The sequence below is a fragment of the Streptococcus sp. KHUD_014 genome, assembly GCF_051106275.1.
Taxonomy (GTDB): Bacteria; Bacillota; Bacilli; order Lactobacillales; family Streptococcaceae; genus Streptococcus.
Genome location: NZ_CP193666.1, coordinates 1,956,414 through 1,971,222, shown reverse-complemented (window position 1 = coordinate 1,971,222; position 14,809 = coordinate 1,956,414). Strand labels below are relative to the sequence as shown.

Genomic DNA, 14,809 nt, shown 5'->3' with positions numbered 1-14,809 from the left:
GATGGCAGAATTGATTAAATCATACTTACCAAATGTCTATAAGATGGGCTGGTCAGGTCAGGCAGGCTGGGGAACAGCTATCTACTTGACTCTTTATATGACGGTTCTTTCCTTTATCATCGGAGGTTTCCTAGGGCTGGTTGCAGGGCTTTTCCTTGTCTTGACAGCTCCAGGTGGTGTCTTGGAAAATAAAGTTGTTTTCTGGATTTTAGACAAGATTACCTCTATCTTCCGTGCGGTGCCATTTATCATTCTTTTGGCTGTCTTGTCACCCTTCTCTCATCTAATCGTAGGGACAAGTATCGGACCAAATGCGGCTATTGTACCCCTATCTTTTGCAGTCTTTGCCTTCTTTGCTCGTCAGGTGCAAGTAGTCTTGGCAGAGCTAGATGGCGGTGTCATCGAGGCAGCTCAAGCTAGCGGAGCTACTTTCTGGGACATCGTAGGTGTTTACCTATCGGAAGGTCTACCAGACTTGATCCGTGTGACAACTGTGACCTTGATTTCACTAGTCGGTGAAACAGCTATGGCGGGAGCGGTTGGAGCAGGTGGTATCGGTAACGTAGCTATCGCCTATGGATTTAACCGTTTCAATCATGATGTGACAGTCCTTGCGACGCTCATCATTATCCTGATTATCTTTACAATTCAATTCTTGGGAGACTTCTTGACCAAGAAATTAAGTCATAAATAAAAAAAGAGCCAAGTGGCTCTCAGATTGAAGAAAAAGTCCGTTGTGGATAATTTTCTTCAATCTTTTTCTTTTATTAGAGAAAATAAAAAAACTCTTAAAAATAGCATGTATCAGCATTTCTAAGAGTTTTCAAGATGTAGTAAAATTACCGAAAGGGTTTGTCTACCTACTGAGAGCCGTGTGGCTCTTTTTCTATCACATTTTGTCTGCAAACTTCTTACTCAGCGCTTGTCCAATAAGGGCGCCAAGTAAAGCACCGATAAGGACGCTTGCTACAAAGAGAAGGATAGTACAAGGGTTAGGCGCGACCATGATGCGGTCAATATAGTCCTGAGATTTTCCACGAGCGACTAGAGTTGCGATATAGGCTTGAGGGGTCAACCACATGAGTAGGATGGGACCAGTAGTACCAAAGGCAAAAACTAGGAAGGAAAGAAGGTTTTTAACCTTATCTTTGTAGTGGCCAAGATGAGCGATGCCATCTGCTGCAAGACCGCAGATAATTCCTGGCAGAAAGGCTCCAGCACCATGCTTGCTCCCGAGGAAAAATAGAGAGATTACAAGTCCAATCGTAGTAATCGCTCCAAAACGAGGAACCTTTGCTAAAAGGATCATATAGACGCTACCACCCACAAGAGCAGAAAAGGCAGGGGCGTAAAACATATTTCCAGTGTGGTCGACAAGGTTTCCTAGTAGAACACCCACTCCGATACAGAGAAAGTAGACAAGGGCAGCTACAAGGGTCGTCAAGATATTCTTTTTCATAAGTTCTCCTTCGTATATCTGATGTTATTCATTGTATCATGCCTGTGGCAGATTGTAAATGCTGGTTTGGAACTAGTATTTATTAGGAAATGTGGTAAAATAGGAAAAAATAAAAGACGAGTGGTAAGAGGATGAAGAATTTAGGAAAAGTTTTTAAAGAGTTACGAGAATCAAGAAAAATTTCCTTGAGAAAAGCAACAGGTGGACGCTTTTCAGCATCCTTATTGTCGCGTTTTGAAAATGGTCAGAGTGAAATATCTGCTCCAAAGTTAATAACAGCTTTGGAGAATATTCATGCGAGTATGGAAGAATTGTTATTTTTGGCGAGAGGTTTTCATCAAGATGCCTATTCTGAATTTAGAAACAGAATAGTTGAGGCTATTGACCCTCAAGATTTGACATCCTTGCGCACTCTCTACCAGAGAGAGTATCAACAACTTCCTTTTTCAAAAGATAGACAGCAACATATTCTCAATGCTATTTTAATAAAATCCTATATGAAAGCCATTGATGAGACGGTTACATTGACCGCTGAGGAAGAAAGAGTCCTACATGATTATCTATTTTCTGTCGAAATTTGGGGACACTATGAATTGTTGTTCTTTTCTTCCTGCTCTCCGCTTTTATCAGTCCAGCTTTTTACAAAGTACTCTCGAGAAATGTTGCGGAAGTCAGATTTCTTGCAAGGAGTTGGGAAAAATCGAAATATAATGCATACCTTGCTCCTCAATGCTTTTATGGCCTGTATTGAAATTGATGATTTTACCAATGCCCTCTATTTTAAAAAACAAATTGAAAAGAACTTTTTTGAAGAAAATGAAACCTATTTTCGAATAGTCTACCTCTGGGCAGAAGGTTTGCTTGATAGTAAGCAAGGAAGAGCAGAGGAAGGGCAGAGAAAGATGGAGGACGCTATTCGTATTTTCGAGATGATTGGTTGTAGCAGATCTGCTGACTATTATAGAAGCACCATGGAGTGTTGAATATCTGCAACTAGATAAAATAACTTGAAACGATAGGACTGTGAAGATACTTATTAGCATTAGACAAATTCTATCGTTTTCGTTATCAGTTTAGTCTGTTGCATATATTCAAAAATGTCTTCTCGTAAGATTCTTGATGCTATACTAGAGCTACCATAAAAGTAGTATGTGAGAAAGAGAGGAATCTATATGAAACTATTACTAAGAAATCAAGCATACAGAGTTTTGAGTTTATCACGATTTTTCAATGCTTTTGGAGCTTCCATTTTTAATTTAGTGTTTGTGGTCTATGCCTCGACTTTGCCAGAGGCTTCTGTTGCAGTTGCTATGGCGAATGTTGTGATGATGCTTCCAACTCTTTTTACAGTTTTTGTGGGAATTCGGGCAGATTATACCAAGGACAAGGTCAAATGGATGACCTATGTCGGTTTATTTCAGGCGGTTTTATTTTTTCTAGCAGCCCTAGTTATTCAGCAAGCTAGTTTCTTTGCCTTTTCGACCCTTTGCCTCATCAATGTCCTTAGTGATGTAGCCAGTGATTTTGCTGGTGGCTTGCGAATGCCTCTCGTTAAAGAAAAGGTAGCAGAGTCAGATCTGATGGAGGCCTATTCCTTTTCTCAGTTTATTACCTACATCTCTGCGATTGGCGGCCAAGCTTTTGGAGTTTGGCTATTAGGGGTGTCAACACAGAACTTTTCGCTCGTAGCGGTAATCAATGCCATATTTTTCCTAGTGTCAGCTCTCGTTCTCTTTTTAGGAAGGGCTGAATTAAGCTTATCAACTCCACTTGTTGATAGTAAATCACTGAAAAATGAGAAACTTTCTATCAAAGATCAATTTTTAACGATTTACCGAAACTTACGCCTCGTTTTTCTTAAAAGTGGACAGAAAAACTTTGGTTTTATGCTCTTTGCTATCTTGCTTATCAATGCTTTGGGTGGTGCCTTAGGTGGTATCTATAACATCTTCCTTTTAAATCATTCCTTACTGAATTTTTCCTACAAGGATGCATTGTTTATCTTACAATTGATTACCTTATTAGCGGTTATCATCAGTAGCCTTACGGGCAATGATTATTTTGGGAAGCAATCTCTGCCTAGATTGATGATGTGGGTTACATTAGGAGCCAGTCTAGTTGGTCTATCTAATTTGTTAAACCAAGTCTTGCTCGGGATGCTTTTCGTCTTTTTTACCATGTATGTTTCTGGGAAAATTTCTCCAAAAATTAGTGCTCTGCTCATGAAAAATCTTGCTCCAGAGGTTCTCTCTCGTACCAGTAATTTTTTAGGTTTGTTGTTTACTCTATCTATACCAGTGGGGACGGCCTGTTTTTCACTGGTGGCAGTATGGGATATACAGTTAACATGGGCTCTGTTTGTTGGGCTTTCCTTGCTTGCGATTCTCCTAGCTAGTCTTAATCTCAAAAATGAAATTTAGGTGTTCGTCTTCTTTTCACACTGTCCCAATTCTTTCATTTATGGTAAAATAGGACTATTAAGTTATAAAGAGGATTCCCTATGAAATTACAAAAACCAAAAGGAACGCAGGATATTTTACCTGCTGAGTCTGCCAAATGGCAGTACGTTGAAGGATTTGCGCGTGAAATTTTCAAACGCTACAACTACGCAGAAGTGCGTACCCCAATTTTTGAGCACTACGAAGTCATCAGTCGTTCTGTCGGAGATACGACTGATATCGTAACCAAGGAAATGTATGATTTCTATGACAAGGGTGACCGTCATATTACCCTCCGTCCAGAAGGAACAGCGCCCGTTGTCCGTTCCTATGTGGAAAATAAACTCTTCGCCCCAGAAGTGCAAAAGCCAAGTAAATTCTACTACATGGGCCCAATGTTCCGTTATGAGCGTCCACAGGCAGGGCGTTTGCGCCAATTCCACCAGATTGGTGTGGAGTGCTTTGGATCTAGCAATCCAGCTACCGATGTGGAAACAATCGCTATGGCAGCTCATTTCTTGAAAGAAATCGGCATCCAAGGTGTCAAATTACACCTCAACACGCTTGGAAATCCTGAGAGCCGTGCAGCCTACCGCCAAGCCTTGATTGATTATTTGACACCGCTCAAGGAGACCTTGTCTAAGGATAGCCAACGTCGCTTGGAGGAAAATCCTCTCCGTGTTTTGGACTCTAAGGAAAAAGAAGACAAGGTGGCAGTAGAGAATGCGCCGTCTATCTTGGATTTCCTTGATGAAGAAAGCCAAGCCCACTTTGCTGCTGTCCGTCAGATGCTGGAAAATCTTGGAGTAGATTACATCATCGATACCAATATGGTTCGTGGTTTGGACTACTACAACCACACGATTTTTGAATTCATCACTGAGATTGAGGGCAATGCCTTGACAGTCTGTGCAGGTGGTCGCTACGATGGCTTGGTTGCCTATTTTGGTGGTCCTGAGACTGCTGGATTTGGTTTTGGACTTGGTGTAGAGCGTCTGCTTCTCATCCTTGAAAAGCAAGGTGTGTCTCTCCCTATCGAAAACGCCCTAGATGTCTATATCGCCGTTCTCGGTGAAGGAGCAAATCTTAAAGCCTTGGAGTTGGTACAAGCTCTTCGCCTACAAGGTTTCAAAGCAGAGCGTGATTACCTCAACCGTAAACTCAAAGCGCAATTCAAGTCAGCCGATGTTTTTGCTGCTAAGACTCTTATCACTCTTGGAGAGAGCGAAGTCGAAAGCGGACAAGTGACAGTCAAGAACAACCAAACTCGCGAAGAAGTTCAAGTTTCACTTGAAGCAATCAGCCAAAACTTCTCAGAAATCTTTGAAAAATTAGGATTTTATACTCAATGAAAATCAAAGAGCAAACTAGGAAGCTAGCCGCAGGCTGTACTTGAGTACGGCAAGGTGAAGCTAACGTGGTTTGAATTTGATTTTCGAAGAGTATTAATAACAGATAAACTGGTCAGGATCTTACTCCTGACCTTTTTCTTTTGCAAAATGACAAAAATACTAAACTTTTTGACAAATATGATTGTCAAAAAGAAAAAGATGTGTTACAATGAAATCAAGTTAAGAAATAAAGAACTAGGAGGGGACCACATGTGGGTATGGATTTTTTTTCCTTTTCTCGTCTTGATTTATAGTAGTCAATCTAAAAAAATCAAGCGGTTAGAGAAAAGGTTAAAGGTAATCGAAAGAAAAGAGAAAGGAAATATAGATATGTCAAGATTATTGCAAGAATTAATTGGGAAAAAACCAACAATCGTTGGACAAGTGTTTGGAACAAATTTATGGGAAGTTGTGGATGTTGATGAGGAATGGGTCAAACTACGTCATGTTGATAAAAATGGGAAAGAAAAATTCAAGTTGCAACGTATTGAGGATATCCAAGCCGTTGAATTTGATGGAGAGTAGGTGTGTAACATGCAACTAAAAAACCGTCTAAAAGAGCTTCGGGCTCGCGATGGCCTGAATCAAACCGAGCTGGCCAAACTAGCTGGCGTGTCCAGGCAAACCATCAGTTTGCTAGAGCGGGATGAGTACACGCCCTCCATCGTCATTGCCCTGAAGATTGCTCAGATATTCAATGAGCCTGTCGAGTCAGTCTTTCGCTTGGAGGAGGATGAGTTATGAATAAGTTTAAAGTGATTTATTGCATGAGTGTTTTTGCCCTCATTGTGATTGCTTTCGCTATGATTGGAACATTACTGGGGTGGTTTTATTTTGATGAAAGTAAGTATTTGTTTTGGCTGAATTTAGCCCTCTTGTCCATCTTCAATCGGTTGAAGAAAAAGGAGAACAATGATGAACAAGTATAAAGCAATTTATTATCTATGTATAGTTGTATTTATCGTTAATCTTTTGGCCATGATTGGAACCCTATTTGGTTGGTTTACTATCGTTGAAAGTAAATACCTCTTCTGGATAAACTTAGTTCTACTATTGGTTTTTAGATGGGTAGAGAGAAAGATAAAGTTTAAAGAGATCGTAAAAGGAGAAAAATTATGAAAGAATTTTTAGCAGGTTTTCAAGTAGATACTGAGAACAAAGAACTTGCAGGTGTCTGTGCAGGTCTAGGAAATTATTTTAATGTCCAGATCAACGTCGTTCGTTTGGTGACAGTCTTGTTGTTTCTTTCTTCGACGGAGTTAGGGATTATAACAGTTGCTCTCTATGCTTATCTAGCAGGTTGGCTTGGGAGTGAGCCATTAGGAGAAGGGGCGAAAAAAGCAAGAAATCAAGCTATTCTCTTGTTTGCTGTTTGTTTGATTTTGGTGTCACTTGGAACAGAAGGCTTGACAACTATTTTTGAAGCAGGTAAAGCCTTTGGTCAGTGGTTGGCTGGATTAGTTTAGAGGGAGGATGAAAATGAAAAAGAAACGTGGATTATTATTTTTAGCAGCAGTTGTCTTGGGAGCTTTCTTGGGCATGTTTATAGGGATGTTTAAGGCACGTGCCGAATCCCACGGAATCATTTTAGATGTAAAAGTCTTGATACCATGGATTTCAGCTATTTGTTTACTGTTAGGTTTCATTAGCGTTCTTTTGACTTTCAATTTCCTAAAGAAAAGCAGAAAGTTTCATTCCTTGTATCAAGAGGAAATGGATGATGAACTGAATGAAACCTATTATGTGCAAATGTATCGGAATCTTGAGTTTGGAAGCATTGCCTTTAATATCACAAGCGTAGCGACTTTATTATCTCTTTTCATCTCATTAAATGAAGTGATTATATTGAATACAAACCATCAAACATTTTCCCTTTCTTTCTTACTCTTTGTGGTATTCTTAGTCGCTCAAAAATCTCTTTCTAAAACAATTGCGATTGTGCGTCAGTTTGATTTGGCTCTTTTCTCTACACCAAAGGATGTTTTGAACTATATCAATTCTTACGATGAAGGGGAGCGCAAGGCTAATTTGGAACAGAGTTTTCGGATTTTATTCCAATTAAACCAATATGTATTGCCAGGTCTCTACATTCTAATTGTTCTCTTTTCCTTACTGACAGGAGAAATTCAGCTACTAGCCTTCTTGCTTGTAGGAGCTATCCATATTTATATCAATGTGATGCAGTTACCTATGGTGAAACGTTATTTTAAATAAAGGAGTTTCTATGATTCGTGTTGAAAATGTAAGCAAAAGTTTTGGGAGCAAAAAAGCTCTTCATCAGATTTCTTTTGAGATTAAGGAGGGTGAAATCTTTGGTTTTCTTGGACCTTCTGGCTCAGGTAAAACAACCATGATCAATGTCTTAACAGGCCAGTTAACTGCAGATCAAGGTAAAACAGTTTTGTTAGGCAAGAATTCTCAAAATTTAACCTCAAATGATTTGGAACAAATTGGTATTGTTAGTGATGGCAGTGGTTTTTATGAAAAGATGAGTCTTTATAAAAATCTTCTCATCTATGCTAAGTTATATGGTCTCAAGGCAGATAGAGTAAATCAGGTGCTCAAACAGGTTGGATTGGCAGATGCTAAAGATATTATCGCAGAAAAACTGTCTACAGGAATGAAACAAAGAATGTTCTTGGCCCGTGCCCTTCTTAATGCTCCTAAGATTCTTTTTCTAGATGAGCCAACCAGTGGGCTAGACCCTACAACATCTAAGATGATTCATACCCTACTTCAAGAATTAAAGCAAGCTGGGACAACTATCTTTCTGACCACGCATGATATGAATGAAGCAACTTTGCTTTGTGATCGCTTATCTCTTTTAAATAAGGGAAATTTAATAGAGTATGGAAGTCCACAAGAGATTATTCAAAAATACCATGTGGATAAGAAAGTACGTGTAGCTTATAAAAATGGAAGAGAACAAATAGTTCTGTTTGAAGAATTGCCACATTTAGACACGACAGATTTGATGGTCGTTCACTCTTGTGAACCAACTTTAGAAGAGATCTTTATCAGATTGACAGGAGAAAAGTTAGATGTTTAGAAAATTAAATGCCCTACTATGGTTAAGACTGCAAGTTCTTATTAGCAATTCAACTTTGTTAGCGACTCTATTGATGCCTTTTGGTATTGCTGTTTTATTAAATGAGTTTTTAAATAAGAATGGACAATTGAGCCTATTTTTACTATCTGCTAGCTTGACGATGGTCTTGAGCATGGGAAGTGGTTACATGGTATCGATTATGATGGCAGAAGATAAGGAAAAACGAAATCTCAAATCACTCATTCTAAGTGGTGTGACAGCAACAGAATATACTTTCAGTATGCTCGTTCTCCCTATTTTGATAATGTTGCTTGCTATGATTGTACTTCCCATCTATCTTAAAGTAGATGTATCTGGTTATTTATTTGCCTACGTTATCTATTTGCTCCTAGCAACTATTAGTATTATTTTTCTCAACCTTCTAATCGGTGCGGTGTCAGATACTCAATCTAAAGCGCAAGTTTATAGTATCTTCCCTATGTTAATCGTCTCTTTTTTACCTACGATTGCTCTTCAAAATGATACGGTTCAAAAACTATTGGACTATTCTTTTATCGGTCCTTTGGTAGGTCTATTAAAAGAAGGTGGAGGAGAGTTGTCTCTGGGAAATCTTTGCCTTTTATTGGCATGGGTCCTTGTTCTAGGCCTAGCAAGTCTCTTTGTATTGAAAAATAGTTATAAAGGAAAATAGGAGAATATTATGAAAACACTTAAAAACATTGGCTGGTTTGTTCTAGCTTTCTTATCATTTTTGTTTATCTACGGTTTTATTCAGACTTTACCTCTGATTGCTCTTGGTTCAGGTGCACCTATAGTCGGTGTTCTTCCGCTTTATATTCTATTAGCAGGAGCTTTTACCTTCTTAACATACAAGTGGTATAAGACAGGAACTGTTACGATAGAAAAAACGGGCCTTAACAAATACATCTGGTTGCCTGCCTTGGTATGGGTCCTTATCATTGTTGTACAAAATTTCTTACCAAATGATCCATCTGTCAGTCAACAGACGGCAGAACAATTGACTCATAATCAACCTCTCTTCTCTTTCTTCATGATTGTTGTCTTTGCACCCCTGACAGAAGAGTTGACCTTTAGAGGTCTGTTAGCTCGTTATGTCTTCCCTCAGCAGGATAACGTCAAGCAGACAGTACTCTTTCTTCTTGTAAGTACTATCATTTTTGCACTTGTTCATTTCCCTGGCACTCCTCAACAATTCCTAGTGTATGGTTCCCTAGGTTTGAGCTTGGGCTTAGCTTATGTCAGCAAAGGTGGTTTGGCATACAGCATTGCTTTACATGCTTTAAATAATTTAATCGGATTTTTAATGATTCTCATGCTATAATAGACTCAGGAGGAAGTCATGAAACGAGTAATATTATTAGCAGTGGTTCAGACCATAGTTCTCTTCTTTATCGTGGGGGCACTCGGCTACGTCTTTAAAGGGGATTTCTTTTATAACAATCTAGCAGTATTTTTTGCTCCACTTGCAGGAGTTATACGATTTGCGACGGCTTATGTGACAGAGATTGTTTTGCCCAAAAAGGCAGCAGAGATCGCTGAAAAAGGTAAAAAAGAAGGAAATAGCAAATAAAATTGGATCCAGTGAAGACTTCGCTGGATTTTTTATTTTTAAAATGGATTCTCTCAAACTTTTCTGCTGATTTTCATGAAGAGCCTGCGCTTTTATGGTAAAATAGTAAAAGAATAATAGAGGAGAGAAATCATGAAACGTAGTATGTATGCTGGCCGTGTTCGTGCAGAGCACATTGGACAAGAAATTACCTTGAAAGGATGGGTTGCTCGCCGTCGTGACCTTGGAGGTCTGATCTTTATCGACCTTCGTGACCGTGAAGGAATCATGCAGTTGGTCATTAATCCTGAGAAAGTTTCTGCAGAAGTTATGGCAACGGCTGAAAGCCTTCGTAGTGAGTTTGTCATTGAGGTTACTGGGCATGTTGTAGCACGTGAGCAAGCAAATGATAAGTTGGCGACTGGAGCGGTTGAACTGAATGTTACAGCTCTTACTGTGCTTAACACAGCTAAAACAACACCATTTGAAATCAAGGATGGCATTGAGGCCAACGATGATACACGTCTACGTTACCGCTACCTTGACCTTCGTCGTCCAGAAATGTTGGAAAATCTTAAACTTCGTGCTAAGGTGACACATTCGATCCGCAACTACTTGGATGAGTTGGAATTTATCGATGTGGAAACGCCATTCCTTTCTAAGTCAACACCAGAAGGGGCGCGTGACTATTTGGTGCCATCTCGTGTCAATAAAGGGCATTTTTACGCCCTTCCTCAAAGTCCACAGATTACCAAACAGTTGTTGATGAATGCGGGATTTGACCGTTACTATCAAATCGTCAAATGTTTCCGTGACGAAGACTTGCGTGGTGACCGTCAGCCTGAGTTTACTCAGGTCGACTTGGAAACTTCATTCCTTACTGAGCAAGAAATCCAAGATATCACAGAAGGCTTGATTACGCGCGTGATGAAGGAAACAAAAGGAATCGAAGTTACACTGCCCTTCCCTCGTATGAAGTATGATGATGCCATGGCTCTTTATGGTTCTGACAAGCCTGATACTCGTTTTGAGATGTTGCTTCAGGACTTGACAGAAGTTGTCAAAGGTGTTGATTTCAAAGTATTCTCAGAAGCACCCGCCGTTAAAGCTATCGTCGTCAAAGGCGCTGCAGATAACTACTCACGTAAAGACATTGACAAGATGACCGAAGTAGCAAAACAGTACGGAGCCAAGGGTCTTGCTTGGGTCAAGGTTGTTGATGGAGAATTAAACGGTCCAGTTGCCAAATTCTTGACTAGCATTCATGCAGATTTGACAGCAGCGCTTGGTCTTGAAGACAAAGACTTGGTTCTCTTTGTGGCCGATATACTTGAAGTGGCAAATGCAACACTGGGTGCCCTTCGTGGACGTATTGCTAAAGAACTTGACTTGATTGATAAGGATAAATTCAACTTCCTATGGGTTGTTGACTGGCCAATGTTTGAATGGTCTGAAGAAGAAGGCCGTTATATGAGCGCCCACCATCCATTTACCCTTCCTCAGGCAGATACTGCTCATGAGCTTGAAGGTGATTTGGCTAAAGTTCGTGCCATTGCTTATGATATCGTCTTGAATGGTTATGAACTTGGTGGTGGTAGCCTTCGTATCAACCAAAAAGAACTTCAAGAACGTATGTTCAAGGCTCTTGGATTCTCAGCTGAAGAAGCTAATGACCAGTTTGGTTTCCTTTTGGAAGCTATGGACTATGGTTTCCCTCCACATGGTGGCTTGGCTATTGGACTTGACCGCTTTGTAATGCTCTTAGCAGGAGAAGAAAATATCCGTGAAGTTATCGCCTTTCCTAAGAACAACAAGGCTAGCGACCCAATGACGCAAGCCCCATCAACAGTAGCCCTTAAACAACTAGAAGAACTCAATCTACAAGTAGAACAAGATGAAACAAACGAAGCGAACTAAGCGGTGGCGCTACTATCTGCGCCGCTTTGCTTATCAGATAAAGATGCTGCGTGTGTTACAAAGCATTTCAAAGGAAAAATATGATGAGAAGATTTCAGCTTCTCTAGTATATGGTTTTCTATCAGCAGTAGCCGTCAATTTCTTTTTCCAACCAGGACACGTTTACTCTAGTGGTGCGACAGGTTTGGCTCAGATTATATCTGCCCTTAGTAACCACTGGTTTGGTTTTCATTTCCCGATTTCAGTAGCCTTTTATGCCATCAATATCCCTCTCATGATTTTGGCTTGGTATCAAATTGGTCATAAGTTTACAATATTTACCTTTATTACGGTATCTATGAGTTCACTTTTTATCCAGTTTGTACCAGTGGTGGTCTTAACAGAGGATCCAATCATCAATGCCCTTTTTGGGGGTGTTGTCATGGGACTGGGAATCGGATTTGCTCTTCGCAATAATATTTCCAGCGGTGGAACAGATATTGTCAGTCTAACTATTCGGAAGAAAACAGGACGGAACGTTGGGAGTATTTCCTTTTTGGTGAACGGTACAATCATGCTGATTGCAGGATTGACCTTTGGCTGGAAATACGCCCTTTATTCCATGATTACCATCTTTGTCTCCAGTCGTGTGACAGATGCAGTTTTCACCAAACAGAAACGCATGCAGGCCATGATAGTCACGAGTAATCCCGATGCAGTCATTGAGAAAATCCATCATAAATTGCACCGTGGTGCGACCATGATTCACGATGCTGAAGGGACCTATAACCATGAGCGTAAGGCGATTTTGATTACGGTTATCACTCGTGCAGAGTTCAATGATTTTAAACAGATTATGAAGCAAGTTGATCCAACAGCCTTTGTATCTGTCTCGGAGAATGTCCATATTCTAGGACGATTTGTCGAGGTTGAAAACTAATACTCTTCGAAAATCAAATTCAAACCACGTCAGCTTCACCTTGACGTACTTAAGTACAGCCTGCAGCTAGCTTCCTAGTTTGCTCTTTGATTTTCATTGAGTATAATCATTTATAAAAATAGAATACAAAAAAACCAACTCGAAAAAGAGAGTTGGTTTTTTATTTTTCAACGATTTCGTGTGCGATCAATTGACGATAGCAAATTTGTCGATTTTCTTTGGTATCGTTGATGATTTGCAGGATGGTTTCAAATGAAGTTCTGCCAAGAGCAAGACTATTAATATTGACATAGGCTGCTAGATTCAACCTTGGATTTACTGAATCAAAGCTAAGGACTGGAACATCAAGTTGGTGTTCGTTGAGGTAGTTACATACACCTTCAGCTAAGAGACTATCCGTTGTGATAATAGCATCGGTCTGAGGGTCATATTTAAAGAGTTGTTTACTAAAGTTATAGCCCTTTTCTTCTAGAAACTCATCTGCAAAGAAGGTACGATGAGTATCGAGAGGCAACTGATTTTCTTGAAGGGCTTGTTCGTAGCCTCTTAAACGGTCCTGAGTTACGAAAAGTTTCTTGGCTCCACCGATGAAGGCAATTCGGCTACATCCTTTTTTAATAAAGTATTCTGTCGCATCAAATCCAGCTTGAATATTATCATTATCAACAAGTGGAATAAAAGGTGACAGTGATTTCCCAAGGATGAGGAAGGGGAATTGTTCTTCTGAAACTAGTTTAACCAAGGGGTCGTTTTCTTGGGCATACAAGAAAATAAGACCATCCACACGTTTTCCGTAGACCATTTGTGAAATGGCCTTTAAACGCTCTTTTTCATCCTTACCGGTCGCAATCTGAATGGCATAATGATTTTCTGAAGCAACTTGTGCAATACCTCTAAGGACAGAAGGAAAGAAGGGGTTTTGGTAGAAAACGTCTGAGTCATCAGGAAGAACCAATCCGATAACCTGTGTATAGCTACTTACTAGGCTTCGAGCATTGAGGTTAGGATGGTAGTTGAGTTCCTTCATAGCCTTTCGAACTCGTTTTTTAGTTTCATCACTAATGGTTGATTTGTTTTGAATCACACGTGTTACGGTTGAAGGTGAGACACCTGCAGCCTTGGCCACGTCTTTAATTGTCACGGGCATAATAATCTCCTACTTATGGTAGTCTGGATCACGGAAATGTGTTTTGTAAAAGATAGTGACCAGATACAGAACAAAGAAAATGTTTTGAACAGTAATCAAAGTCGCCATATTTTGGCCGAAGAGACCTAAAATCATGGCAATCAAGGTTGGTAATCCTAAACAGTTCAAGATGAAATGATAGCACTCTTTATAGGTCTCAAATGAAAAGAGACGTGATTTTTTCGTAAAGTAGAGCAGGAGGCTGGCACCTAAAGCGACAATGAAAAAATTGAGTCCAAATAGGAAACCAGAACCTATTACGAGAAAGAGGCTAATATAAACACGATTCTGTTGATACCAGTCTTTGGAAATGGCTTGAGTCAAACTTTCCTTGCTTTGGAAACTATCTGTAGTGATAGCATGGTAGCGGATGCTGGTTAATTCTTTTCCCTGCTTACTGATAAGGAGTTGCTCATCCCCAAAGTGAAGAAGCAATTCTTCAGGGAAGGTTGAGTTAGCAGGACCACCAATCTGCACAGAAGCTTGGCTAGGACTAGTACCAGAGTAATGTAACTTTCCATCTATAATCTGAGCATTGCTAGCTAAATCCTGAATCACACTATCCGTTAAAGGTGAGTAAACGTCCTCGATAAAGGTCTCCAAAGGATAGGTTTCCTGAGAACTATTTTGAATGGCAATAGGCACCATAGACAAGCTAATCAAGAAAATACTGGTAAAAATCAGTTGGAACCAGTTAAGACCAAAACGTTGAGATAGGGGCTTACGAAATCCCCAGATACTATTAAAATAAGAAAATGGATATGGTAACATAAATCTCTTTCTATAGGCATTTTTCTATACGAGTATTATATAGAGAAATGTGTTTAATTTCAAGTGGGGCAGGTACAATGCTGGTTGAAAGTAGGCTTTTGATTTAATA

Annotated in this window: 19 protein-coding genes; 16 read left to right on the top strand and 3 right to left on the bottom strand. The window is 39.8% G+C overall.

The features are described from left to right. Nucleotide 1: 1 nt before the first annotated feature. A complete protein-coding gene (locus tag ACORHT_RS09500) occupies nt 2-694 on the top strand; it encodes a methionine ABC transporter permease (RefSeq protein ID WP_414317700.1) in 693 nt (230 codons plus the stop codon). Between the two features lie 195 nt (nt 695-889). On the opposite strand, the gene ACORHT_RS09495 is transcribed toward ACORHT_RS09500, so the two are convergent. Further along, a complete protein-coding gene (locus tag ACORHT_RS09495; protein WP_281335248.1) occupies nt 890-1,459 on the bottom strand; it encodes an MptD family putative ECF transporter S component in 570 nt (189 codons plus the stop codon). 131 nt (nt 1,460-1,590) lie between these two features. Here ACORHT_RS09495 and ACORHT_RS09490 point away from each other — a divergent pair, with 131 nt between their 5' ends. From ACORHT_RS09490 to ACORHT_RS09420, 15 genes are all read left to right on the top strand, one after another. After that, a complete protein-coding gene (locus tag ACORHT_RS09490) occupies nt 1,591-2,442 on the top strand; it encodes an Rgg/GadR/MutR family transcriptional regulator (protein WP_281335249.1) in 852 nt (283 codons plus the stop codon). 189 nt (nt 2,443-2,631) lie between these two features. After that, nucleotides 2,632-3,879 (top strand): transporter, encoded by a 1,248-nt coding sequence (locus ACORHT_RS09485; protein ID WP_434350147.1) that lies wholly within the window; start codon nt 2,632-2,634, stop codon nt 3,877-3,879. An 80-nt stretch (nt 3,880-3,959) separates the two neighbouring features. Continuing rightward, nucleotides 3,960-5,249, top strand: a complete 1,290-nt coding sequence (gene hisS, locus ACORHT_RS09480) for a histidine--tRNA ligase (protein ID WP_414315071.1) — start codon at nt 3,960-3,962, stop codon at nt 5,247-5,249. Nucleotides 5,250-5,345: 96 nt separating this feature from the next. Further along, on the top strand, nt 5,346-5,813 hold the full coding sequence (locus ACORHT_RS09475) for a hypothetical protein (RefSeq protein WP_434350841.1): 468 nt from the start codon (nt 5,346-5,348) through the stop codon (nt 5,811-5,813). A gap of 9 nt (nt 5,814-5,822) precedes the next feature. Further along, nucleotides 5,823-6,032: a helix-turn-helix transcriptional regulator gene (locus tag ACORHT_RS09470; RefSeq protein WP_434350146.1), complete on the top strand. Its 210-nt coding sequence runs from the start codon at nt 5,823-5,825 to the stop codon at nt 6,030-6,032. Continuing rightward, nucleotides 6,029-6,217, top strand: a complete 189-nt coding sequence (locus tag ACORHT_RS09465; RefSeq protein WP_434350145.1) for a hypothetical protein — start codon at nt 6,029-6,031, stop codon at nt 6,215-6,217. Before ACORHT_RS09470 ends, ACORHT_RS09465 begins: the two co-directional genes overlap by 4 nt. Further along, nucleotides 6,204-6,407 carry a hypothetical protein gene (locus tag ACORHT_RS09460; RefSeq protein WP_049508785.1) on the top strand — a complete coding sequence of 68 codons (204 nt, stop codon included), beginning with the start codon at nt 6,204-6,206 and terminating at the stop codon, nt 6,405-6,407. Before ACORHT_RS09465 ends, ACORHT_RS09460 begins: the two co-directional genes overlap by 14 nt. After that, nucleotides 6,404-6,754 carry a PspC domain-containing protein gene (locus ACORHT_RS09455; protein WP_434350144.1) on the top strand — a complete coding sequence of 117 codons (351 nt, stop codon included), beginning with the start codon at nt 6,404-6,406 and terminating at the stop codon, nt 6,752-6,754. The genes ACORHT_RS09460 and ACORHT_RS09455 overlap by 4 nt, the downstream gene beginning before the upstream one ends. Before the next feature lie 13 nt (nt 6,755-6,767). Beyond that, on the top strand, nt 6,768-7,502 hold the full coding sequence (locus tag ACORHT_RS09450; protein WP_434350143.1) for a DUF3169 family protein: 735 nt from the start codon (nt 6,768-6,770) through the stop codon (nt 7,500-7,502). Between the two features lie 10 nt (nt 7,503-7,512). Then, on the top strand, nt 7,513-8,337 hold the full coding sequence (locus tag ACORHT_RS09445; RefSeq protein ID WP_434350142.1) for an ABC transporter ATP-binding protein: 825 nt from the start codon (nt 7,513-7,515) through the stop codon (nt 8,335-8,337). Continuing rightward, nucleotides 8,330-9,028, top strand: coding sequence for an ABC transporter permease (locus ACORHT_RS09440; protein WP_434350141.1), 699 nt, complete (start codon nt 8,330-8,332; stop codon nt 9,026-9,028). Before ACORHT_RS09445 ends, ACORHT_RS09440 begins: the two co-directional genes overlap by 8 nt. Nucleotides 9,029-9,037: 9 nt before the next feature. Then, on the top strand, nt 9,038-9,679 hold the full coding sequence (locus tag ACORHT_RS09435; RefSeq protein WP_434350140.1) for a lysostaphin resistance A-like protein: 642 nt from the start codon (nt 9,038-9,040) through the stop codon (nt 9,677-9,679). Between the two features lie 18 nt (nt 9,680-9,697). After that, nucleotides 9,698-9,928 carry a hypothetical protein gene (locus tag ACORHT_RS09430; RefSeq protein ID WP_434350139.1) on the top strand — a complete coding sequence of 77 codons (231 nt, stop codon included), beginning with the start codon at nt 9,698-9,700 and terminating at the stop codon, nt 9,926-9,928. 132 nt (nt 9,929-10,060) lie between these two features. Beyond that, nucleotides 10,061-11,824, top strand: coding sequence for an aspartate--tRNA ligase (gene aspS, locus ACORHT_RS09425; RefSeq protein ID WP_434350138.1), 1,764 nt, complete (start codon nt 10,061-10,063; stop codon nt 11,822-11,824). Next, a complete protein-coding gene (locus ACORHT_RS09420; RefSeq protein ID WP_434350137.1) occupies nt 11,802-12,743 on the top strand; it encodes a YitT family protein in 942 nt (313 codons plus the stop codon). The genes aspS and ACORHT_RS09420 overlap by 23 nt, the downstream gene beginning before the upstream one ends. Nucleotides 12,744-12,903: 160 nt before the next feature. Here the strand turns inward: ACORHT_RS09420 and ACORHT_RS09415 are convergent, their stop codons facing one another. Beyond that, the gene (locus tag ACORHT_RS09415) at nt 12,904-13,890 is read right to left on the bottom strand and encodes a LacI family DNA-binding transcriptional regulator (protein ID WP_434350136.1); all 987 of its coding nucleotides are present in this window, start codon (nt 13,888-13,890) and stop codon (nt 12,904-12,906) included. Nucleotides 13,891-13,899: 9 nt separating this feature from the next. Next, nucleotides 13,900-14,700: a DUF1189 domain-containing protein gene (locus ACORHT_RS09410; protein WP_434350135.1), complete on the bottom strand. Its 801-nt coding sequence runs from the start codon at nt 14,698-14,700 to the stop codon at nt 13,900-13,902. Between the last annotated feature and the right edge of the window lie 109 nt (nt 14,701-14,809).